This is a genomic window from Prosthecomicrobium pneumaticum, assembly GCF_014199915.1.
GTDB classification, from domain to species: Bacteria; Pseudomonadota; Alphaproteobacteria; order Rhizobiales; family Kaistiaceae; genus Prosthecomicrobium; species Prosthecomicrobium pneumaticum.
The window spans coordinates 53,381-75,493 of record NZ_JACHOO010000002.1 but is presented as its reverse complement, the minus strand read 5'-3'; the positions used below and the strand labels follow the sequence as shown (position 1 = coordinate 75,493).

General features: G+C 68.8%; 20 protein-coding genes. 11 read left to right on the top strand and 9 right to left on the bottom strand.

Annotated elements, in window-relative coordinates:
- The 5 genes from GGQ63_RS04030 (at position 1) to GGQ63_RS04010 (ending at position 5,631) form a co-directional block, all read left to right on the top strand.
- On the top strand, positions 1 to 873 hold the full coding sequence (locus tag GGQ63_RS04030) for a carbohydrate ABC transporter permease (protein ID WP_183852830.1): 873 nt from the start codon (positions 1 to 3) through the stop codon (positions 871 to 873).
- Positions 873 to 1,703, top strand: a complete 831-nt coding sequence (locus GGQ63_RS04025; protein ID WP_183852828.1) for a carbohydrate ABC transporter permease — start codon at positions 873 to 875, stop codon at positions 1,701 to 1,703. Before GGQ63_RS04030 ends, GGQ63_RS04025 begins: the two co-directional genes overlap by 1 nt.
- Positions 1,704 to 1,799: 96 nt before the next feature.
- Entirely contained in the window at positions 1,800 to 4,022 is a 2,223-nt protein-coding gene (locus tag GGQ63_RS04020; RefSeq protein ID WP_183852826.1) for a TonB-dependent receptor, read from the top strand.
- Positions 4,022 to 4,405 (top strand): hypothetical protein, encoded by a 384-nt coding sequence (locus tag GGQ63_RS04015; RefSeq protein WP_246429612.1) that lies wholly within the window; start codon positions 4,022 to 4,024, stop codon positions 4,403 to 4,405. The genes GGQ63_RS04020 and GGQ63_RS04015 overlap by 1 nt, the downstream gene beginning before the upstream one ends.
- Positions 4,402 to 5,631 carry an MFS transporter gene (locus tag GGQ63_RS04010; protein ID WP_183852824.1) on the top strand — a complete coding sequence of 410 codons (1,230 nt, stop codon included), beginning with the start codon at positions 4,402 to 4,404 and terminating at the stop codon, positions 5,629 to 5,631. The genes GGQ63_RS04015 and GGQ63_RS04010 overlap by 4 nt, the downstream gene beginning before the upstream one ends.
- Here the strand turns inward: GGQ63_RS04010 and GGQ63_RS04005 are convergent.
- The 3 genes from GGQ63_RS04005 to rirA all read right to left on the bottom strand — a co-directional run bounded on the left by GGQ63_RS04005 (position 5,628) and on the right by rirA (position 8,086).
- Positions 5,628 to 7,037, bottom strand: coding sequence for a TonB family protein (locus GGQ63_RS04005; protein WP_183852822.1), 1,410 nt, complete (start codon positions 7,035 to 7,037; stop codon positions 5,628 to 5,630). The two genes, GGQ63_RS04010 and GGQ63_RS04005, sit on opposite strands and share 4 nt — an antisense overlap.
- Positions 7,038 to 7,047: 10 nt before the next feature.
- Entirely contained in the window at positions 7,048 to 7,497 is a 450-nt protein-coding gene (locus GGQ63_RS04000) for a hypothetical protein (protein WP_183852820.1), read from the bottom strand.
- A gap of 100 nt (positions 7,498 to 7,597) precedes the next feature.
- Complete coding sequence (rirA, locus tag GGQ63_RS03995; RefSeq protein ID WP_183852818.1) at positions 7,598 to 8,086, bottom strand: iron-responsive transcriptional regulator RirA; 489 nt, start codon at positions 8,084 to 8,086, stop codon at positions 7,598 to 7,600.
- Positions 8,087 to 8,277: 191 nt separating this feature from the next.
- On the opposite strand from rirA, the gene GGQ63_RS03990 reads away from it, so the two are divergent.
- The 5 genes from GGQ63_RS03990 to GGQ63_RS03970 are packed head-to-tail and all read left to right on the top strand — an operon-like array spanning position 8,278 to position 14,351.
- Positions 8,278 to 9,420, top strand: coding sequence for an efflux RND transporter periplasmic adaptor subunit (locus GGQ63_RS03990; RefSeq protein WP_183852816.1), 1,143 nt, complete (start codon positions 8,278 to 8,280; stop codon positions 9,418 to 9,420).
- On the top strand, positions 9,420 to 12,683 hold the full coding sequence (locus GGQ63_RS03985; protein ID WP_183852814.1) for an efflux RND transporter permease subunit: 3,264 nt from the start codon (positions 9,420 to 9,422) through the stop codon (positions 12,681 to 12,683). Before GGQ63_RS03990 ends, GGQ63_RS03985 begins: the two co-directional genes overlap by 1 nt.
- A gap of 17 nt (positions 12,684 to 12,700) precedes the next feature.
- Positions 12,701 to 13,429, top strand: coding sequence for a sigma-70 family RNA polymerase sigma factor (locus GGQ63_RS03980; RefSeq protein WP_246429646.1), 729 nt, complete (start codon positions 12,701 to 12,703; stop codon positions 13,427 to 13,429).
- Positions 13,426 to 13,881, top strand: a complete 456-nt coding sequence (locus tag GGQ63_RS03975) for a hypothetical protein (protein ID WP_183852812.1) — start codon at positions 13,426 to 13,428, stop codon at positions 13,879 to 13,881. The genes GGQ63_RS03980 and GGQ63_RS03975 overlap by 4 nt, the downstream gene beginning before the upstream one ends.
- Entirely contained in the window at positions 13,881 to 14,351 is a 471-nt protein-coding gene (locus tag GGQ63_RS03970; protein ID WP_183852810.1) for a periplasmic heavy metal sensor, read from the top strand. The genes GGQ63_RS03975 and GGQ63_RS03970 overlap by 1 nt, the downstream gene beginning before the upstream one ends.
- A 21-nt stretch (positions 14,352 to 14,372) precedes the next feature.
- Here the strand turns inward: GGQ63_RS03970 and GGQ63_RS03965 are convergent, their stop codons facing one another.
- From GGQ63_RS03965 to GGQ63_RS03940, 6 genes are all read right to left on the bottom strand, one after another.
- Positions 14,373 to 15,512, bottom strand: coding sequence for a Gfo/Idh/MocA family protein (locus GGQ63_RS03965; protein ID WP_183852808.1), 1,140 nt, complete (start codon positions 15,510 to 15,512; stop codon positions 14,373 to 14,375).
- 8 nt (positions 15,513 to 15,520) lie between these two features.
- Positions 15,521 to 16,276, bottom strand: coding sequence for a sugar phosphate isomerase/epimerase family protein (locus tag GGQ63_RS03960; RefSeq protein WP_183852806.1), 756 nt, complete (start codon positions 16,274 to 16,276; stop codon positions 15,521 to 15,523).
- A gap of 158 nt (positions 16,277 to 16,434) precedes the next feature.
- Positions 16,435 to 17,520 (bottom strand): ABC transporter ATP-binding protein, encoded by a 1,086-nt coding sequence (locus tag GGQ63_RS03955; RefSeq protein ID WP_183852804.1) that lies wholly within the window; start codon positions 17,518 to 17,520, stop codon positions 16,435 to 16,437.
- A 2-nt stretch (positions 17,521 to 17,522) separates the two neighbouring features.
- On the bottom strand, positions 17,523 to 18,431 hold the full coding sequence (locus GGQ63_RS03950) for a carbohydrate ABC transporter permease (protein ID WP_183852802.1): 909 nt from the start codon (positions 18,429 to 18,431) through the stop codon (positions 17,523 to 17,525).
- 4 nt (positions 18,432 to 18,435) lie between these two features.
- Positions 18,436 to 19,365, bottom strand: a complete 930-nt coding sequence (locus GGQ63_RS03945; RefSeq protein ID WP_183852800.1) for a carbohydrate ABC transporter permease — start codon at positions 19,363 to 19,365, stop codon at positions 18,436 to 18,438.
- A 112-nt stretch (positions 19,366 to 19,477) separates the two neighbouring features.
- Positions 19,478 to 20,605: an ABC transporter substrate-binding protein gene (locus GGQ63_RS03940; RefSeq protein ID WP_343061071.1), complete on the bottom strand. Its 1,128-nt coding sequence runs from the start codon at positions 20,603 to 20,605 to the stop codon at positions 19,478 to 19,480.
- Between the two features lie 306 nt (positions 20,606 to 20,911).
- Between GGQ63_RS03940 and GGQ63_RS03935 the strand changes: the two genes are divergently transcribed.
- A complete protein-coding gene (locus GGQ63_RS03935; protein WP_183852789.1) occupies positions 20,912 to 21,967 on the top strand; it encodes a LacI family DNA-binding transcriptional regulator in 1,056 nt (351 codons plus the stop codon).
- The last annotated feature ends 146 nt before the right edge of the window (positions 21,968 to 22,113 follow it).

The window sequence follows — 22,113 nt, the reverse complement described above, 5'->3', positions numbered from 1 at the left end:
ATGAAGAGCCGGAAGAGCGAGGCGCGGGCCGCCGCCGTGCTGATCGCGCCCTTCGTCGTCGCCTATCTGGTGTTGTTCATCTATCCGACCGTCAAGATGGTCGAGCTGACCTTCACCGACGCGCCGCTGATCGGCGAGGGCGCCTGGGTCGGAGTCCGAAACTATGTCCGGATGTGGAGCGACCGGCAGTTCTGGAACGCGCTCTGGAACACGCTTTACTTCGTGCTCCTGACCGTCGTGCCGAACACGGTGATCGGGCTCCTGATCGCCATGATGGTGTCGCGCCTCAAGGGCTGGCTGCAGAGCGTCGTCCTCGCCGCCTTCTTCCTCCCCTATATCCTGCCGGTCTCGGTGGTGACGCTGATCTGGCAATGGGTGCTCGATCCGCAATTCGGCATCGCGCAATATCCGCTGTCCTTCTTCGTCGGCGAGCGCGTGCCGGTGTTCCGCACCCGCGCCTGGATCATGCCGACCGTCGGGTTCGTCACCATCTGGTGGACCTGCGGCTTCAACATCCTGCTCTTTCTCGCCGGGCTGCGGAACATCTCATCGGAGTATTACGATGCCGCGGCGCTCGACGGCGCCGGCCGCTGGAAGCAGTTCCGCCACATCACGCTTCCGCTGATCTGGCCGGTCGCGGCGCTCGTCCTGACCATCCAGCTGATCCTGCAACTGAAGATCTTCGACCAGCTCTATCTCTTGACGCTCGGCGGCGCGACCAACACGACCATGGTGCTCGTCCAGGCGATCTACCGGCAGGCCTTCGTCACCAACAAGGGCGGCTATGGCGCGACGATCGCGCTCGCGCTCTTCGTGCTGATCGTCGCGCTCTCCGTGCTGCAATACCAGTTCCTTCGGGCGAGGGACCGCTGATGACGCGCCGCTTCGATCCGGTCGGCATCGGCCTGACCACCTTCACCCTGCTCGCCGCGACGCTGTGGGCCTTCCCGCTCTATTGGGCGGTGATCACCACGCTGAAGCCGGAGCACGAGACGATCCGGCCGGGCGTCCACTTCCTGCCCGAGGACTGGACGCTCGGCGGCTATATCCACATTATCCAGAACACCAATCTCGGCACCTGGTACGTCAATTCGATCGTCACCGCGGTGGCGGTCACCGTGCTCGTCGTCGTCATGAGCGCGGCCTGCGGCTTCGCCATCTCGCAGCTCCGCTTCCCCGGCCGGCGGCTGCTTTATCTGATGATCCTCGCCAGCTTCATGGTGCCGATGCAGGCGCTGATCGTCACCCACTTCATCCTGATGAACGATCTGGGGCTCGTGAACACCTGGACGGGGATCATCCTGCCGCAGCTGATCGCGCCGATTTCGGTGATCGTCTACAAGCAGTTCTTCGATTCCGTGCCGAAGGAACTGCGCGAGGCGGCGATCGTCGACGGTGCCAACTGGTTCCAGCTGCTCTTCCGCGTCTTCCTGCCGATGAACTGGGGCATCACCACCGCGCTCGCGATCATCACCTTCATCGCCGCCTGGAACAATTTCCTCTGGCCCTTCCTCGTCACCACGTCCGAGCGGACGATGACGATCACGGTGGGCATCACGCAGGTGAAGGACGCGTTCGGCGTCTATTACGCCCGCCAGCTTTCCGGCGCGGTGCTCGCCGCCCTGCCGGTCGCTGCCGCCTATCTGATCTTCCAGCGCCGCGTGACGCAGGCGATCATGCTCACCGCCGGCATCAAGGGCTGATCAGTTTCGAACGGTTCTGATCGGGGATGACCGGGTTGACCGCCATCCGCCCCACAAATATGACTCGTAAGGTCATCAATCCGTGGGGCGGATTTCATGCGTATCCTGGTGCTCGGCGCCGCCGTCGTGGCGGCGAACGGTTGTGTTTTGCCTTCCTTCGCGCAGGAGCGCGCCGTTCTCGAGGAGATCGTCGTCACCGCGAGCCGGTCCTCGCGTGCGGTTTCCGATACGCCGGCCTCCGTGGTGGTGATCGAACGTGAGGAGATCGAGCGTGCGCTCGCCGCGCGGTCGACGCCGGCGGAACTGATCGCGCGGCTCGTTCCGGGCTATTCCTTCTCCAACCAGACGATCTCGGGCGCCTCGGAGAATTTTCGCGGCCGCGACGTGATGGTGATGGTGAACGGCGTGCCGCGCACGACACCGCTGCGCAACATCTCGCGCGTGCTCAACCTCGTCGATCTGTCGACGGTCGAGCGGATCGAGATCGTCTCCGGCGCATCGAGCCTCTATGGCTCGGGCGCAACGGGCGGAACCATCAACTTCATCACCCGGCGCGGCGAGGGCGACAAGCCGACGGTGACGGTCCGCGCCGGGGCGCGCGCCTTCACCGCAAACCTCGCGGAATCCGTCGGGCCGGACGGGTCGGTGTCGGTCTCCGGCACGTCCGGCGCGGTCGACTATTTCGTCTCGGGCTCCGGCTACTGGACGCGGCGCACCTATGGCGGCAGCGGAGCGGAAATGCCCTCGGACGCCATGCTCGGCCAGGGCGGCGGCGACCGTACGCAGTATGGCGATCTCTCGGCGATGCTCGGTTACGAGCTCGGCAGCCGGCGGTTCGAACTCTCGGCCGAATGGACCTATGCGGAGCAGAAGCCGGACTGGTTCACCAACTACGCCACCGATCCGGCTTCGCCGGCCTATGGCGATGCTTATACGGGCGATCCGCTCACCGAGGATTCGAAGTATTTCACCGGCCGCTTCACCGAGAGCGATTTCATCCTCGGCAGTCTCGAGATCAAGGCCTTCTACAACGACATCGAGAAGGGCTCGCCGTTCAGCACATTGTCGGCGGCGAACTCACAGGTCTATTACTCTGGCAATCCGTCGGATCCGACGGCCTGGTTCAACCAGTCGACGCTCTACAGCGAGCGGACGGGCGTCAATGCGACGGTCGATTCGCCGCTCGACTGGGTGAAGGAGGGAGCGAAGCTCACCTGGGGTGTCGACTATGCGCACGACACCACCAGCCAGGAACTCGCCAATGGCTGGGACGCCATCGCGCCGATGACGCAGGATTCCGTCGCCGCCTTCGCGCAGCTCGATGTGCCGGTGACCGAGCGGCTGCGGCTGCGTGGCGGGGTACGTTACGAGAAGTTCTTCCTCGACGTCGAGGATTTCACCCGGCCCGACGCCTGGGTGCTCGGCTTCAGCCCGACCTTCGTGCCGACGGCGATCGAGGTCTATGGCGGCTCCTTCGACTATGACGCGCTCACCTTCAACGCCGGTGCCGTGTTCGACGTGACCGACGAGGTGGAGGCCTTCGCGAGCTTCTCGCAAGGCTTCTCGATCACCGATATCGGCGCCTTCACCCGGCGCGCCGGCATCAACAGCGCGGCGGAGATCTGCGACGCCTACGGCAACAATCCGGTCATCCCGACCCTGCTCGGCCTCTATTACGGCTATAGCTGCGCGGCCAATCCGGGCGGCAGCATCGACTATGCCGACATCGCGCCCGAGCCGCAGATCGTCAACAGCTACGAGATCGGCACCCGCGGCAACTGGCAGATCGTGCGCGCCTCGCTCTCGGGCTTCCTTTCGACCTCGGACGACGGCGTCACCTATGACGTCGCCGCCAACCGGGTGACGCAACAGGCCGAGCGGATCTGGGGCGCGGAGTTCTCCGGCGAGATCGACGTCACCACCGCGACCACGATCGGCCTCGTCCTCGCCTACCAGGAAGGGCTCTACGACGCCGACAAGGACGGTGAGATCGAAAGCGACGAGTGGATGCCGAACAACCGCATCGCGACGCCCTTCAAGGCGGTGGCCTCGCTCGGCCATCATTTCGACAGCGGCCTTTATCTGCGCGGCGAGGCCGAAATCCTTTCCGGCCGCGACAAGATCGCCGGAGAGACGCTCGACGGCACGGCGCTCTTCAACCTGATCGGCAGCTACGGTATCGGCAGCGGCACGCTCGGCTTCGGCATCCGCAACATCTTCGACACCGACTACATCAATCCGACCGCGACGGCGACGCGCAGCGTCCCCGTCGAGGGGCTCGGCCGCACCCTCGCCATCAGCTACACGACATCGTTCTGATGCTGCGCCTTTCGGAAGAAGGGGAGGGGATCGTCCGGCTGGAGCTCGGCGATCCTCCCTCGGACCGCGACGAGGCGGACTATCTCGCCGCCCTCGAGGCGATCGCCCTGCGGCGGTCGCCTTTCGCGCTGGTCGTCGAGTTGTCGGGCGGACGCAAGTTCGGCCACGAGGGCGAGCGGGCGCAGGCGCTCTGGTTCAAGCGCACCCGCGCGACGATGGATGCGACCTGCCGCGCCTGCGCCATCGTCCGCCCGACGCCGACGGCGGCGATGCAGAACACCTTCTCGCGTCTGTGGAGCTTCCCCGTGCTCGTCACCGCCGACCGGGAGGAGGGCCTCGCCTTCGCCCGCCGCCATCTGGCCGCCCGAGGGCTCGGCGCATGACCGCCGTCTCCGCCCGCCGCCCGCTCGATGCGCGACGGCTGCGCATCTTCGTCTCGCTCGCCGGGCTCTATGTCGCCCAGGGCGTGCCGGGCTACCTGATCGTCGCCGCGGTGCCGCCGGTGCTGCGCGAATACGGCGTTTCGCGCACCACGATCGGCATGCTGTCCTTCCTGATGGTGCCGCTGGTGCTCAAATTCCTCTGGGCGCCGCTCGTCGACCGCTTCGAACTGCTGCCGATCGGACACTGGCGCGGCTGGATCCTGCCGACGCAGCTCCTCTCCGTCGCCGCGATCGCGCTGCTCGCCTTTCTCGATCCGCTCGCCATCTGGCCGATCTTCGTCGTCGGCGCTGCCGTCTCGCTGCTCACCTCGACGCAGGACATCGCCACCGATGCCTACGCCACCTCGGCGCTCGCCCCCGACGACCGGCCGGTCGGCAATGCGATTCAGGGCGGCGCCGTCGCTTTCTCGGTGATCATCGGCGGGACGCTCGGCCTGGTGCTCTTCGAGCGGATCGGCTGGCGCGACACCATCCTCGTCATCGCCGCCTTCTCGGCGCTGCCGCTCCTCGTCCTGCCGCTGATGGCGGGCGACGACCGGCCGCGCGACGCCGCCCGGCCGAAACCGCGCTTCCGCGCCTTCTTCGCCCGCAGGGAGGCCGTCGCGGTTCTGGTGATCGCGCTCGTCTACCGGGCGAGCGAGGGGCTCGTGAAGGCGATGGAGGGCAGCTATCTGGTCGATGCCGGGTTGCCGCTTTCCTGGATCGGCTATCTGTCCGGCCTCTCCGCCGCGACGGCCGGCCTGATCGGCTCGGTGGTCGCGGCGGTGCTGGTGCGGCGCACCGGGTTGTCGGGCACGCTGCTCTTCCTCGGCGGATTGCGCACCCTCTGCTTCCTGCTCTTCGGTCTGCACGCGCTCGGCTGGGTCACCGGCGTCGAGGCGGTGATCGGAGCGGCGGCACTGCAGACGATGATCCGCTACATGGAGATCGTCGCGCTCTACAGCCTGTTCATGGCGGTATCGTCGAGCGATCAGCCGGGCACCGACTTCACCATCCTCGCCTGTGCCCAGCTGATCGTCTATCTGCTCGGCTCGTCGATCTCGGGCGTGCTCGCCGACCGGCTCGGCTATGCCGCGCTCTTCCTGATCTCGGCCCTGCTGTCGGGTGTCGCGGTCGCGATAACGGTCGGGCTGCTGCGCCGGTGGCGGGCTCTGCAGCCCGCCTAGCGGGCCGTGAAACGGATCGGTGCCGCGATCTCGAGGGAACCGGCACCGCCCGGCAGAGAGGGGAAGGGGGCGGCGCGATGCACGCTGTCGAGCGCGGCGTCGTCGAGCACGCTGTTGCCGGAGCTGTGGGCGAGGCGGACGCTGCGCACCGAACCATCGGACGCGATCGTGAACACGACCTGGGCGGCGCCGACATTGCCGCGGCGCGCCTCCGAGCGCGGATAGCGCAGCGTCCGGCGGAGCTTCGCCCGCACCTTGCCGCGATAGTCCGACAGCGACGCATCGCCGGCGCCCGCGACCGCGGCGGGGCCGAGCCCTTCGCCGGTCGCCTGCCGGCTCTGTGAGCGGCTCGCGCCGGCGCGCGAGTCCGCTTCGGCATTGCCGGCGGCGGCCGGACGGCTCTTCGCCGGCGGCTCGCGCCGCTCGGTGCGTTCGGTCCGCGGCGGCCGGGGCCGCTCGGGCTCGGCCGCGGCGACGACCTCCGGCTTGGCGATCGGCACGGGTGGCGGCTCGTCCGGCTCGGCCTCGGTGACCTCCACCGCCTCGGGCGCGACCGGCTCCACCTCGGCGACCTCCGGCGCATCGAGGGGGCGGGGCGCGGGCGTTTCCGCCGTCTCGACCGGAAGCGCCTCGGCGGGCTCGGCTTCGACCGGGCGTGCTTCTGCGAGGGTCGGCCGGTCGGGCTCGGTTGCGGGGGGAGCCGTCTCGACCGGTTCGGCCTCGACGGCGCGGGTTGGCGCGGCGGCCGATCGCGTCTCGACCGGGCCCGCCTCGACGGCGGCGGTCGGGGGCGCCAGGGGCGTGGCGGCGGCCGGATCGACGGTTTCGGCCTGCGGCTCCGCTAGGCCGTCCGTCTCGGTCTCGACGGCGGGGAGGTCGAATTCCTCCGCCGGCGCCGGCGCCTCGGCGCTGCGCGGAGCCTCGGTCGCCGCCTCCGGCGTCAGCGCGGCGAGTTCCTGCGGGGCCGACGGCTGGGCGGCTTCGGCGGGGCGATCGAGGGGCGGCGTTTCGGCGACCTGTGCGGGCGGCGGGGGCGTGTCCTGCTCAATCGGATCGAGAGCCGGCGTCGTCGCCGGCTCCGCCTCAGCGACCTCGACGGGGCGGGCCGCCTCGGCGACAGGCGGCGACGTCGCCTCGAGCGGCTCCGTTTCCGTCGTCTCGACAGGCCGCGCCTCGGAGGGCACGGGTTGCGCGGTCGCCTCGACGGCATCGGCATCGACGGCCTCGACCGGGATCGCCGTGCCGAGCACCGCCTCGATCGAGCCCTCGACGGGGGCGCCGCTGCCCGAACCCGCCTCCGCGATGCGGTCCTCGGGCCACTCCCAGGTGAATACCGCCGCGTGCGCGGCGACGGAGAGGCCGAGCGCCGTGACGAAGGTCGTCCTTCTGAGGGAGCGCTCGCTCATCGCGCCCGTGTCAGCTCGAGAAGCCGATCGCGGCGCGGGAGGAGATGGCGAGCCGATCGAGGCAGACCGTGGCGTCGAGCCCGGGGCCGGTGCATTCCGACACGTCGTTGACGAGCACGCTGCCGATCGAATCGCACTTCACCTCGGGCACGTCGAACTGCTTCACCCGCCGCTTGGCGAGCGGCAGCCGGCCGGTGCGCACGACGACGAAGCGGTCGACGCGGCCATCCTTGTCGAAGAGCACGAGCTCGAGGGCCAGATCGTCGATCGCGACGTCGAGATCGTTCTCGACCAGGAAGCTCAGCCGGCAGGCCTTGTCGGTCGCCGCGACCGCGTTGAGCTCGACGCCGATCCGCTTCGGCGCATCCTCGGCGAGAGCCGGCGCCGCGCCGAAGCCGGCGAGCGCGGCGCCGAGAACCGCGGCGCGAAAGGCACGGGAAGAGAATTGCCGGACCGGCATGGCGCTACCCTTTGCTGCGAGGCGATCGTTCGCCGCCGTCAGCTAGGAAAAGATGAGCGCCGAAGTCAATATTTAACTTCGGGCGTCGCCGCCCGCGGCCTCACTGCCGGCTGGTCGGCGCGAAGCTCGCCTCGAGCAGCGGATGGATGGTCTGGCTCTCGATGTCGAGCAGCGAGCGCAGCGCGCCGCGATTGGCGGCGATGTCGGCGATCGAATAGCTGTCGAGCACCGCAAAGAAGGCCTTGAGCGCCTCGTCGAGCACGCGGTTGAAGCCGCAGGCGCTGACGAGCGGGCAGTCGCGGTGCGCATCGTCGAAGCAGTCGACGAGATGGAAATTGCTCTCGGTGGCGCGCACCACCTCGCCGATCGTGATGTCGGAGGCGGGCCGGGCGAGCCGGATGCCGCCATTGCGGCCGCGAACCGTCTCGATATAGCCCTGCTCCACCAGGACGTGCATGATCTTGAAGAGGTGCAGCTCGGAGATCGCATAGGTCGCGGCAATGTCGCGGATGCGGCTGTTGCGGCCGGGATTCGTCGCGCAATAGATCAGCACACGGATCGAATAGCTGGTCTGCTGGGTCAGGCGCATCGGCTTTTCCGGTTCCTTCCGGTTCCTGCTGGCCTTGTGTAAGCGCTCGGCTGCGCCAATTCAACCATCCGGCGGCGCGCCGGGCCGGCACGAGGACGCCGCGCGGGGGTGTTTGCACTGCGGTAAGAGGCCGCGACGGATCATGCGCCGCCCTGCGTTGAAGGAGTCCGGTCGCCACCACGGAAGGTCTCATGTCCGCCTGGAAGCAGATTGCTCTCTCCCTCGTCGTGCTCGCTCTGGTCGCGGGCGGTTGGTATGCCTGGACGAAGAGGGCGACCCTCCTCGGCGTCGAGGTCGCCGATTCGTCGCAGCCGGCGCGCGGCGGACGGGGCGGCGGGCGCGGTTTCGCGACCGGCCCGATCCTCGTCGTCGCCCAGCCGGTCGCCACCACGCCGTTCTCCGATTCGGTGCGGGCGATCGGCACGGTGGCCGTCGCCCGCTCGATCGGCATTTATCCGCAGGTCACGGCAACCGTCTCGGCCGTCCACTTCAAGGCGGGCGACCGGGTGACGGCGGGCGAGACGCTGGTCGAGCTCGACGATGCCGATCAGGTCGTCGAGGTCGACCGGGCCCGCATCGCCCTCAAGGACGCGCAGGATGCGCTCGCCCGGGCCGAGCGGCTGCAGCAGAGCAACAACATCACCGACGTCGCGCTGTCGGATGCGCGCTCGGGCGCCGACCGGGCGGCGATCGACCTGCGCTCGGCGCAGATCGCCCTGTCGCGGCGGACCATCGCGGCGCCCTATGACGGCGTCGTCGGCCTTTCCGATCTCGCGATCGGCGCCCTCGTCACGCCGACGACGCTGATCACCACGCTCGACGACGTCTCGACGATGAAGGTCTCCTTCGTCGTGCCGGAGCGCTTCGCCGGCCGGGTGACGCTCGGCCAGAGCCTTCAGGCGACCGGCGAGGGATCCGCCCAGCCGATCGACGGCCGGCTCTCGGCGATCGACAGCCGCATCGACCCGACCGCGCGCACGCTGAAGCTCGAGGCGACGCTCGACGTCGAGGACGCCGAGGCGGCGGGCATCAAGCCCGGCGCGGCGGTGACGGTTGCGCTCGACTTCCCGCAGGAGCAGAGGCTCGCCGTGCCCTCTGCCGCCATCCAATGGGACAAGGGCGGCTCCTATGTCTGGAAGGTCGACGGCGACACCGTGAAGCGCGCCGCCGTCACGATCACGCGGCGCGAGAGCGGCCAGGTGCTCGTCGAGGGCGAGATCGCGGCCGGTGATCCGATCGCGGTCGAAGGCGTGCAGCGCCTGCGGGAAGGCGCGAAGATCGCGCTCGCCGGTGCGGCGCCCGAGACGACCGCGGCGGCCGGGGAGCGCGGCTGATGGCGCACAAATCCCGTTCCGAGACCGGCAAGGACGCGCCGGAAGGCCAGACGACGCCCGACGAGAAGCTCGAGGCGGCGGGTGGCGGCGGCTTCGGCGGCATCTCGGCGCTGTCCGTCCGCCGGCCGGTACTCGCGATCGTCGCCAATCTGCTGATCGTCGTCGCCGGTCTCGCCGCGATCGGCTCGGTCGAGATCCGCGAACTGCCGAATGTCGACCAGCCGGTCGTCACCATCAACACGACCTATGACGGCGCGACGCCGGAGACGGTCGACAAGGAGATCACCGCGGTGATCGAGGCGGCGGCGGCCGGCGTCTCCGGCTGGAGCGACATCGCCTCGACCTCGCAGGCGGGCCGCAGCCGCGTCACCGTGCAGTTCCGCGATTCCGTCGACATCAACGTCGCGGCGAGCGACCTGCGCGACGCGGTCGGCAATGTGACGCGCAACCTGCCCGACGACGCCGATCCGCCGACCATCGTCAAGGCGGATTCCGACGGCGACGCGATCATGCGGCTCGCCGTCACCGCGCCCGGCATGCCGATCGAGGAACTCACCCGGCTCGTCGACGATCAGATCGTCGACCGGCTGACCTCGGTCGACGGCGTCGCCGAGGTGGACGTCAACGGCGACCGCCAGCCGCGCATCTCGATCTATATCGACCCGATGAAGCTCGCCGCGCACGGGCTGACCGTCGTCGACCTGCAGAACGCGCTCGGCACCGTCTCGCTCGACGTGCCGGCCGGATCGCTCGCCGACCGCGACCGGTCGCTGCTGGTGCGCGCCGATGCGAGCGCGAAGACGCCCGAAGAGATCGCGGCGATCCGCATCAAGGGCACGACGCGCGTCTCCGACGTCGCCGATGTGGTCTACGGACCGGCCGACACGATCTCGTCGCTGCGCATCAACGGCGCCACCGGCGTCGGCCTCGGCATCATCCGCCAGGCGCAGTCGAACACGCTCGACATCTCGAAGGGCATCCGCGCCGCCATCGCGGAACTCAACGCCTCGATGCCGAAGGGCGTACAGATCTCCGTCACCTCCGACGACGCCGACTTCATCAACGGCGCCTTCCACGAGGTCGAGCGCAGCCTCGTGCTCGCCATCGCGATCGTCATCGCCGTCATCTTCCTGTTCCTCGGCTCGCTGCGGGCGACGCTGATCCCGGCCGTCACCGTGCCGGTCTCGCTGCTCGGCACGGTCGCGGCGATGTATCTGATGGGCTTCTCGCTCAACATCCTGACCCTTCTCGCCATCGTGCTCGCCACCGGCCTCGTCGTCGACGACGCCATCGTGGTGCTCGAAAACATCGCGCGCCGGCGCCATGAGGGCGCCGGGCCGCGCGCCGCCGCCGTGCTCGGCGCGCGCCAGGTGTTCTTCGCCGTGCTGTCGACCACCGCGACGCTCGCCGCGGTGTTCATCCCGATCTCGTTCTTCCAGGGCACGGCGGGCCGGCTCTTCTCCGAGTTCGGCTTCGTCATGGCCTTCTCGGTGATCCTGTCCGCCTTCGTCGCCCTGACGCTCGCGCCGATGCTCGCCTCGCGCATGCTGAAAGAGCGGGCGGAAGGAGCAGGGAACCTCTTCACGCGCTTCCTCGGCCGGATCGGCCGGGCCGGCTACCGGCTCTATGAGCGGTTGCTCGACGCCGCGCTCGCCGCCCCGGCGGTGGTCGTCGTCGCGAGCATCGTGTTCGCCGGCGGCGCGTGGCTCGTCTTCACCAATCTCGCCAACGAGATCACCCCGCCCGAGGATCGCGGCTCGCTGTTCATCGTCGTGTCGACGCCGCAGGGCTCGACCGTCGATTATACGCAAGGCCAGCTCGCGCTCGTCGAACAGGCGGTGCAGCCGATCCTGAAGTCGGGCGAGGCGACCGCGCTGATGACGGTCGCCGGCCGCGGCAGCTCGAACAGCGGCTTCGTCATCGCGACGCTCGCCCCATGGGAGACGCGCAGCCGCTCGCAGCAGGAGATCGCCGCCGAGCTCAACCGGCGCCTCGCCGGCATTCCGGGCGTCCGCGCCTCGATCCGCCAGTCGAACAGCCTCGGCCTGCGCGGCGGCGGTCAGGGCCTCACCTTCGCCGTGACCGGCAATTCCTATGACCAGATCGCGACCGGGGCGGATGCGCTGCTCGCCGCGATGAGCCGCGACCCGGTGTTCTCCCAGGTCCAGCTCAATTACGAACCGAACCAGCCGCAGCTCTCGGTCAACATCGACCGCGAGCGGGCCGAGGATCTCGGCATCTCGCTCGCCGATGTCGGCACGATGGTTTCGACCCTGCTCGATGGCAAGGATGTCGGCGACTATTATGTCGGCGACGACAAGTTCGACATCATCGCGCAGGCGCCACGCGGCCTGATCGACGATCCGGCCGATCTCGAGAACGTGCAGATCCGCACGGCTTCGGGTGTGATGGTGCCGCTGTCCTCGATCGTCACGGTGTCCGAGGAGGCGGTCGCGCCGACGCTGGCGCGCCAGTCGCAGAAGCGCGCGGTGCCGCTCACCGCGACGCTCGCCGACGGCGTCGACCTCGGCACGGCGATGACGCACGCGACGCAACTCGCGGGCGAGACGCTTTCGCCCGGGCTCGGCATCGTCTTCACGGGCGAGGCGCGGACCCTCAACGAGACGTCGAGCGGCGTGGCGCAGACCTTCCTCTTCGCCGTCGTCGTCATCATCCTCGTGCTCGCGGCGCAGTTCGAGAGCTTCGTCGCGGCGGCGATCCTGTTTGCCACCGTGCCCTTCGGCGTCGCGGCGGGCCTCTATTCGATCGCGCTCGTCGGCGGCTCGCTCAACATCTACACCCAGATCGGCCTCGTTCTGCTCGTCGGGCTGATGGCGAAGAACGGCATCCTGATCGTCGAGTTCGCCAACCAGCTGCGCGACGAGGGCCATTCGGTGCGCGACGCGATCCGCGACGCCTGCCTGATCCGGCTGCGCCCGGTATTGATGACGATGATCGCAACGGTGCTCGGCGGCCTGCCCCTGATCATCTTCGGCGGCGCCGGCGCCGAGGCGCGCGCGGCGCTCGGCTGGATCATGATCGGCGGTCTCGGCTTCGCCTCGCTCGCGACGCTGTTCCTGACGCCGGTGGTCTTCCTCGGCCTCGCCCGCTTCTCGAAGCCGCGCGTTGCGGAAGAGGCGCGCCTCGAGCGCGAACTCGTCGCGGCGCGCGCCCTAGGCCGGCGCGAGACCGCCGAGACCGCCCGTCCCGCGAAGCCGGCGGAGGAGGGCGACGGCATGCCGCTGCCCATCGCCGCCGAATAGGGGAGGACATCGTGTCGATGATCCGCGGCGCGACCGCGCGTTCCGATGCCGACGGGCAGCGATTGCGCTATCGTCATCCGGCGGAGACCCGGCGGAGCGCGCCGGACGCGGTGCGGCCGGCACGGGGCGAGGCGTTGGCGCAGAGCGACGAATCGAGAAACAGGGCGGCCATCGAGGCCGATCACGCCCTGATGCAGGAGGTCGCCGCCGGCGACCGCGGCGCCTTCGCCCGGCTGATGGCGATCGAGGCGCCGCGGCTGACGCGCTTCGCGGCGGCGACGCTCACTGATCTCGCCGAGGCCGAGGAAGTGGTGCAGGAGGCGCTGGTGCGGCTCTGGCAGCAGGCCGAGGCCTGGCAGCCGAACGCCCGCCTCGCCACCTGGCTGCATCAGGTCGCCTACCGGCTCTGCATCGACCGGCTGCGCCGACGGCGGCCGCAGATCGATATAGACGGGCTCGACGATACGCTCGAAGACGATGCGCCGCGCGCCGATCAGGAGATGATCCGCGCCGACGATGTGCGGCGGGTGCGCGCCGCGCTCGCCCGGCTGCCGGACCGGCAGCGCATCGCGATCGTGCTCAGCCATTTCCAGGAACTGCCCCAGGCCGAGGCGGCGAGTGTCATGGCGATCGGCGAGCACGCCTATGAATCCCTGCTCGCCAGGGCCCGGCGACGGGTCCGGCAGATCATCGAACAAGAAGAGGCGGCCGAAGGGGAGGCGTTCGAAAAGGGCGCACGAGGATGAACAAGCAAGGACACGAGGATTCGGGCGCACGCCGGCGGGCGCTCTTCGAGGCCGTCGACCGGTACGGACCGCATCCGGGAACCTGGCCCGATCTGGCGCGGGCGGCGCGTGCGCGGGAGGCGATGCTCGCCGACCGCGACTTCCGCGCCTACCGCGACGGCGCCGTCAACCTCAACCGCGGCCTCACCCTCGCCGCACGCGCGCTCGACGGGGAGATCGCCGACGCGAAGGCGATGGAGCGGATCGCTGCCGCCGTCTCGGCGCGTGTTGCGCCCGCCATCGCGCCGCGCCGCCATCTGCGCCACCGTGCAGCGGCGGCGGCCGCGGTGATCGTGCTCGCCGCGGCGCTCGGCGGCATGGTCGATTCGATCGTGCCACCCTTCGCCGGCGATCCGGTTCAGGTGGTGCAGCTCGACACGCTGGTTTTCGGGCCGACGGAAGGCGATTTCTGATGGTGGATGCCCCGGCCCGGTCGCGGCGGAGAGGCTGGCTCTGGCTGGCACTCGTCGCCTCGCTGGCGCTCAACAGCTTCTTTCTCGGTCTGGCACTCACCGATTTCGGCCGCGATCTGTTCAGCAAGAGCCATGGCGACCGGCAGATGCGGGTGATCCAGACCGAGTTGCGGTGGTTGCGCGGCCGCCTCGCGCCGGACGCGATCGCGGTCGTCGAAGCCGCGCTGGCGCCGATCCAGCCGGAGATGCGGACGCGGCTCGAGCGGCTGAAGGCGCTGAGGGCCGATCTCGACCGTCAGGCGGCGGTGCCGAGCCCCGACCGGGCGGCGATCGACGCGCTCTTGCGCGAGATCCGGCTCGAGGTCGGCGCGATGCAGGACACCGTGCAGCGGACGACGTTCGACGCCCTCCTCGCGCTTCCGCCCGAGGCGCGCGCGCCGCTCGCCGAGCCGCGTCCCGAGCGGCGGTAGCGAGCGGCGCGGCCGTTTCGATCAGCGCGGTGCGGTGAGCCGCGCGGCGTCCTCGGCGGTCAGCAGCGCCGGGCGCTCGGTGGTGGTCGAGACCGTGACGACGCGCCGGTCGGCCGCCGCCTCGAGGATCGATACCATCACGTCGAGCGCGTGCAGCGCCACCCGGCCCGAGCATCGCGGCTCGCGGCCCGTATCGGCGGCGTCGAGCAGGTCGGCAACGCCCAGCATGCGGTAATTGGCGTGCCGGCCGTCGTGCCAGTTCGCCTTGCCGAACGGTGCGTCGGCGGTCGGGACCGTCGCGAAATCGCCGCCATGGGCGCTCACCTGCAGATCGCCGCCGAAGAAGTTCGGGTCCGGCACCAGCATCGTCCCCTCCGAGCCGTAGAGCTCGATCGGGTTGACGTGGCCGTGCTTCCAGACGTCCCAACTGGCCCCGAGCGTGATCTGCGCGCCCGAAAGGAATTCGAGCACGGCATTGATCGTCGTCGGGGTCGAGACCGGAACGGTCCTGCCCTTCATCGGCCCTTCGGCCGTGACGAGCCGCTCCGCATAGCCGATCGAGGCGAGCGCCGCGACCGACTTGACCGGCCCGACGAGATTGACGAGCTGGGCGATGTAATAGGGGCCGAGGTCGAGCACCGGCCCCGCGCCCGGCTCGAAGAAGAAGGCCGGGTTCGGATGCCAGTGCTCCATGCCCCGGCTCATCACATGGGTGGTGCCCGAGATGATCCGGCCGATCCGGCCCTCGTCGATCAGCCGCCGCGCCGTCTGGCCGCCGCCGCCGAGGAAGGTGTCGGGGGCCGAGCCGAGTTTCAGCCCGCGCGCATCCGCCTCGGCGACGAGCTTCTTGCCGTCCTCGACCGAGAGCGCGAAGGGCTTCTCGGAATAGGCGTGCTTGCCGGCGGAGAGGATCGCATGGCTGACCGCGTAATGCGCCGACGGGATCGTCAGGTTGATCACCGTGTCGATCTCGTCGTCCTTGAGCAGCTCGTCGACGGTCGCGGCCCGCACGCCGAAGGCGTCGGCGCGTGCCTTCGCCGCCTCCGGCGCGATGTCGGCCACCGCGACGATCTTGGTGCCGGGAAAGAGCGGCGCCAGCGTCAGATAAGCTGCGGAGATGTTGCCGGCCCCGATCAGGCCGATCTTGTGAACGGTACTCATCGCGATCCTCAGCCGGCCAGCGCCTTGATCGCCGCGAAGGAGCGCTCGGCGAAGGCGCGCCAGTCGGACGGGTTGTCGTGCTCGGCGACGAGCACGCCGGCATTCTTCGCGGCCGTGATCGAGGGCCACAGCGCCGCCCAGTCGATGACGCCCTCGCCGACATTCGCCCAGCCGTCGTCGACCGTCGTGCCGGCCGGCGCGAGGTCCTTGATATGGAAGGCGATCACCGCGTCGCCGAGCTTGGCGATCTCTTCCGCCGCGTCGCGGCCGGCGCGAACCGCCCAGCCGATATCGACCTCGGCGCCGACGAGGCCGCCGATCAGATGGTCGATCGGCCGCGAACCGTCGGCGAGCGCGACATATTCGAAATCGTGATTGTGCCAGCCGAAGCCGAGCCCGGCGGCCTGTGCCGCTTGTGCCGCGGTGGCGAGCTTGTCGTGGATCGCCTTCCAGCCGTCGACATCGGTCGGCCGCTCCTCGGCGACGAGATAGGGCACGACGATCGCGGTGGCGCCGATCGTCTTTGCGATGTCGATGAAGCGCTCGGTCTCCCCCGTCACACCGGCGAGCGGGGCGTGGAAGGTCGGCGCGGCGAGGCCGACGGCGTCGATCCGGGCGCGGAAGCCCTTCGGGTCGTCGGCATAGAGCGGCAGATAGGGCTCGACGGCGTCGTAGCCGATCGCCGCGAGCGTTTCGAGCTGCGCCTCGAGCGGGGGGAAGTTCCGCGCCGAATAGAGCTGGAACGAGATGAGAGGCTTCGCCATGTCGTAGTCCTCGGTGGTCGGCCCGAAGGCCCTTTCTCAATGGTGTCGGCCGGCCGCCTCGCGGCCGGATGGATGTCGTGCGCTTGTCCGGACGTCGCCCCCGGACGTCCCTCGAGCGATCCTCGTCCTGGGCGAGGACGATTGACTCTGCCGACCTGCTACAGCCTTTCGCCGGTCTTGGCGTCGAAAAGCGAAGCGTGCTCGGGATGAAAGAAGATCTCGACCGGTCGGCCGGTCGGCACCTCTTCCTCCGGCTCGACCCGCATCGAGGCGAGCGCCCCGGCGATCCGGCCCCAGGCGAGACTGTCGGCCCCCATCGATTCGACGAGGTTGAACACGACCGGCAGCCGCGACCCGCCTTCGACGGCCGCGAGCGTCAATTGTTCGGGCCGCACGCCGAGCGTCGCCGGCCGGCCGTCCTGCGGCGGCGTCGCGAAGACATAGCCGTCGAGCGGCACCCGCGCTCCTTCGCCGACCTCGAGGGCGACGCCTCCCCCGGTGGTCGAAAGCCGGCCCTCGACGAAGTTCATCGAGGGCGAGCCGACGAAGCCGGCGACGAAGCGGTTGACCGGGCGGCGATAGATCTCCTTCGGCGTCGCGAGCTGCTGGATCAGCCCGCCGCTCATCACGGCGACGCGGTCGGCGAGGGTGAGCGCCTCGATCTGATCGTGCGTCACATAGATCATCGTCGAGCCGAGCTCCTGGTGCAGCCGCTTGATCTCGACGCGCAGCTCGGTCCTGAGCTTGGCGTCGAGATTGGACAGCGGCTCGTCGAACAGGAACACGTCGACGTCGCGCACCAAGGCGCGGCCGATCGCGACGCGCTGGCGCTGGCCGCCGGAGAGCTGCGAGGGGCGGCGGTCGAGGAGGGGCTCGATCTGCAGGATCTTCGCGGCGCGGGCGACGCGGTGCTCGACCTCGGCCTTCGGCAGCCCGGCGACGCGCAGGCCGAAGGAGAGGTTCTTGCGGACCGACATGCTCGGATAGAGCGCATAGGACTGGAACACCATGCCGATGCCGCGGTCCTTCGGTTCCTCCCAGGTGACGTTCTTGCCGCCGATCCAGACCTGGCCTTCGGAGACGTCGAGCAGGCCGGCGACGGCGTTGAGGAGGGTGGACTTGCCGCAGCCCGAGGGCCCGAGCAGCACGATGAACTCGCCCTCGGCGATGTCGAGCCGCAGCTTCTGCAACACCGTGACCGCGCCGAAGCGGACCGCGAGATCGCGTATCGAGACGCTCGCCATGACTATCCTTTCACCGCGCCGGCCGCGATGCCGCGCACGAACAGACGTCCGGAGACGAAGTAGACGGCGAGGGGTACGAGCCCCGTGAGGATCGTTGCCGCCATGTTGACGTTGTACTCGCGCACGCCCTGCGTCGAATTGACGATGTTGTTGAGCTGCACGGTCATCGGATAATTCTGCGTTCCGGCGAAGATCACGCCGAACAGGAAGTCGTTCCAGATGCCGGTGACCTGCAGGATGATGGCGACGGCGAGGATCGGCAGCGACATCGGCAGCATGATCTGGAAGAAGATGCGCCAGAAACCGGCGCCGTCGACGCGCGCCGCCTTGAACAGTTCGGGCGGCAGCGAGGCGAAGTAGTTGCGGAAGAGCAGCGTCAGGATCGGCATGCCGAAGATCGTATGGATCAGGATGACCGCCTGCAGCGTGCCGAAGATGCCGAGGCTCGCGGTGACGAGCACCAGCGGATAGACCATCACCTGATAGGGGATGAAGGAGCCGAAGATCAGTGCGGTGAAGAAGAACTCGGAGCCGCGGAAGCGCCAGTTGACGAGCGCGTAGCCGTTCACCGCCGCGATCAGCACCGAGAGGACGGTCGAGGGAATGGTGATCTTGACCGAGTTCCAGAAGCCCGGGCTCAGCCCCTTGCAGGTGAGGCCGGTGCAGGCGCTCGTCCAGGCCTTGACCCAGGGCTCGAAGGTCACCTCGAGCGGCGGGGCGAAGATGTTGCCGAGCCGGATTTCCGGCAGGCCCTTCAGCGAGGTGGTCACCATCACATAGAGCGGCAGCAGGTAATAGAGCGCCGCGACGAGCAGGATGCCGTAGAGCACGATCCGCGAGGCGGCGACGCGCTTCGGGCGCGGGCCGCTCGGCACGACCGCCGAGGGGGCAGTGGCGGGGAGGGCGGTCATCGGCTCAGCGCTCCTTCTTCGGGCGGAACTCGATGATCGCCCAGGGAATGAGGAAGACGAGGACCGCGGCGAGCATGATCGTCGAGCCGGCCAGCGCCTGACCGAGATTGCCGCCACTGAACATGTAGTTGATGACGTATTTCGCCGGCACTTCGGAGGCGATGCCGGGACCGCCATCGGTGAGCGCCACGACGAGATCGTAGAGCCGGACGATCGCCGAGCCGACGATGACGAGCGTCGTTATGATGACGCCGCGCATCATCGGCAGCACGATCGAGAGATAGGTGCGCCAGGTCGGGATGCCGTCGACGCGCGCCGCCTTCCAGATCTCGTCGTCGATGCTGCGCAGTCCGGCGAGCATCAGCACCGTGACGAATCCCGTCTTGTGCCAGAGATCGGCGATGACGAGGGCGTAGATCACCATGTCGGTGTTGGTGATCCAGTCGAAGGTGAAGCTCTCCCAGCCGAGATTGCGCAGCGTCGTCTGCAGCCCGAGGGTCGGGTTCATGATCCACTGCCAGACGAGGCCGGTGACGATCGCCGAGAGCGCGAAGGGATAGAGGAAAATGGTGCGGAGCGTGTTCTCGAGCCGGATCTTCTGGTCCATCAGCACCGCGAGCAGGAAGCCGATCGTCATGCTCAGCACGAGCGACAGGACACCGAAGAGGAGGAGGTTGCGGACCGAGACGTTCCAGCGCCGCGCGGCGAACAGCCGCTCATACTGGGCGAAGCCGACGAAATCGCCGGTCGGCAGGGCGCGGGAATTGGTGAAGGAGTAGTAGACGGTCCAGAGCGTGCAGCCGACGAAGACGACGAGCACGGTGGCGACCATCGGCGTCGCCGCGACCTTGGCGCTCAGATTGCGCCGGAAGAGATTGTAGAGGAAACGGCTCGGGGGCGGCGCTGCCGCCGCGTCGATCGAGGTTTCGGCCATCGGGTGCTTCCGGCTGGGGCGTTCGTCCGGAGGCCCGCCGCCAAGGCGACGGGCCGGCGAAAGCGGGACGACGGTCGTGCCGTCGCCCCGCCCTAGCGGGCGGCGCCCCGCCTCAGTCCGCCGCCTCGATGATCTTGGCGTAGGCCTCGATATAGTCGTCGAGCGCATAGCTCTTGTCGGAGAAGAACTCCTGGTTCAGGTCGACGAGCTGCTGCTGGGTGTCGGAGGAGAGCAGCACTTCACCCGAAGGCAGCAGTCCGTCGGGCGAGGAGAGGATCTCGAGGCCCTTCTTCATGCAGGCATTGGCGCCCGAGAGGTCGATGTCGGTGCGGATCGGCATCGAGCCCTTCTTCAGGTTGAAGGCGAGCTGTGCCTCCTTGCTGACGAGCAGGCGGGCGAGCGTCTTCTGCGCCTCGATCACGGCCGGGTCGGTGCCTTCCGGCAGCTTCGGGAAGTAGAAGGCATCGCCGCCGCCCTCGATGCGGTCGTTGAGGCCGAGGCCGGGGATGCAGTCGTAATCCTTGCCGGCCACGGCGCCCGCGAGGCTGAACTCGCCCTGGATCCAGTCGCCATGGATGTTGCCGGCGGCGGTGCCCTGCATGATCTGGTTGGCGACATCGGCGAATTGCGGCACCACTTCGGCCGGGTTGACCGCGTCGCGGATCTGCGCGAACGCCTCGGCGACCTTGCGGAACTCCGGACCGCGCACGGTGGCCGCGTCCTTGTCGCCATAGACCTTCATCCACAGATCGGTGCCGCCGACGCCGGCGAGCAGAACCTGCGGGATGCCGTTGAGCGGCCAGCCGGCCGCGAGGCCGAACGGGACGACGCCCGCTTCCCGCAGCTTGCCGAAATCGGCCGCATACTCGTTCCAGTCCTTCGGCACCGGAAGCCCCGCCTTCTCGAAGGCCTTCGGGCTCAGCCACAGCCAGTGCCAGGAATGGATGTTGATCGGCACGCAGTAGATCTTGCCCTCATACTCGCAGGGCTTCAACAGCGTCTTGTCGGCGAAGAAATCGTACCAGCCGTCTTCCTTCGCGATGTCGGTGAGGTCGGTGAGAAGGCCGGCCTTGATCAGCTCCTCCGCGTCGCGGCCGGTGTTCATCTGGGTGGCGCCCATCGGATTGCCGCCGAGAATGCGGCTGATGATCACCGGATTGGCGCCGGTGCCGGAGCCGGCGAGCGCACTATCCACCCAGCGATTGCCCGTGGCATTGAACAGGCGCGCGAATTCCGCCACGGCAGCGGATTCGCCACCTGACGTCCACCAATGCGTTACTTCGAGATCGGCAGCATGAGACGAAGAAATACCCAGGCCCGCGACCATGGCCACGGTCGCGAGCAGCCTTTTTGCGATGTTCATCCAGTCCTCCCCAACTACCTGTATGCGGCGCACACAGAATAGAAAACCCTTTGCTGCGCCGCAGCGCGAAAGGGCGTATCTTGTAATCGATTACATCCAATTTATACTCCCGACCGCGGCTGTCAACCGGAGTTTGCCGGCGGGCGCGCGGGCCGAGCAGAAGGCGAGGGCGGAAGCGAACCCATGGCAGAAGCACCAGTGAAGCCGCCGGCCGTGCGCGGCCCGGTGACCATCCAGGACGTGGCGCGCCGCGCCGGGGTGTCGACCGCCACGGTGAGCCGGGCACTCGCCATGCCGGACCGCGTCACCGATGCGACCCGCGAGGCGGTCTTCGCCGCGATCCGCGAGACCGGCTACACGCCGAATGCGGCGGCGCGGAACCTGCGCGCCAAGACGACCAAGATGGTGCTCGTCCTCTTGCCCGGGATCGGCAATTCCTTCTTCACGCCGATCCTCAATGCGCTCGAGGAGGTGTTTTCCGAGGCGGGCTACGGCGTGCTGATCGGCTATACGCGCCAGGACCGCAGCCGTGAGACGCATTACGCGCGGGTGATCCGCGCCGGCCAGGTCGACGGCGTGCTGCTCGTCACCGGCCACCTGCCGCGCGACGAGGAATTCACCCATTTCCCCTACACCGTCCCGGTCAGCCTGCTGCTCTCCGAGATGCCGGGCTATTCCGGGTTCTCGGTGTTCGATGTCGAGAACCGGGCCGCCGCGCGCACCATGACCGACTATCTGATCGGCCTCGGCCATCGCCGCATCGCCCATATCGCCGGCCCGACGCTCAATCCGGAGGCGAACGAGCGCATGGCGGGCTATCGCGAGGCGCTCGCCGCCGCCGGCATCCCGTTCGATCCCGGCCTGCTGTGGACCGGTGCGACGAATTTCGATTTCGCGTCCGGCGAGGCGGCGGCGCGCCGCTTCCTCGATTCGACGGAGCGCCCGACGGCGGTGTTCGCGGCCGCGGACGAGATCGCCTTCGGCTTCCTCCGCGCAATCCGCAGCGCCGGCGTCGTCGCCCCGCGCGACGTGTCGGTCGCCGGCTTCGACGACACCGAATACGCCTTCCATTACGATCCGGCGCTCACCACCATGCACCAGCCGCGGGCGGAGATCGGTCGCCGCTCGGCCGAGGACATGCTGCGCCGCATGCGCGCCGGAGGCGATCCAGAGCCGACGGTGCGCGTCCGCCTGCCCTGCGCCCTCGTCATCCGCGAGAGCGCCCGCCGGCTCGATTGATGGCGCGCGGAAGAGCCCTCACCCCGACCCTCTCCCGCAAGCGGGAGAGGGGGTCCCAACCGGCCGTTCGGCTGTTAATGTCGAACCCCGTAGCCGGAGCGATCCTTCCCCCTCTCCCGCTTGCGGGAGAGGGCCGGGGTGAGGGT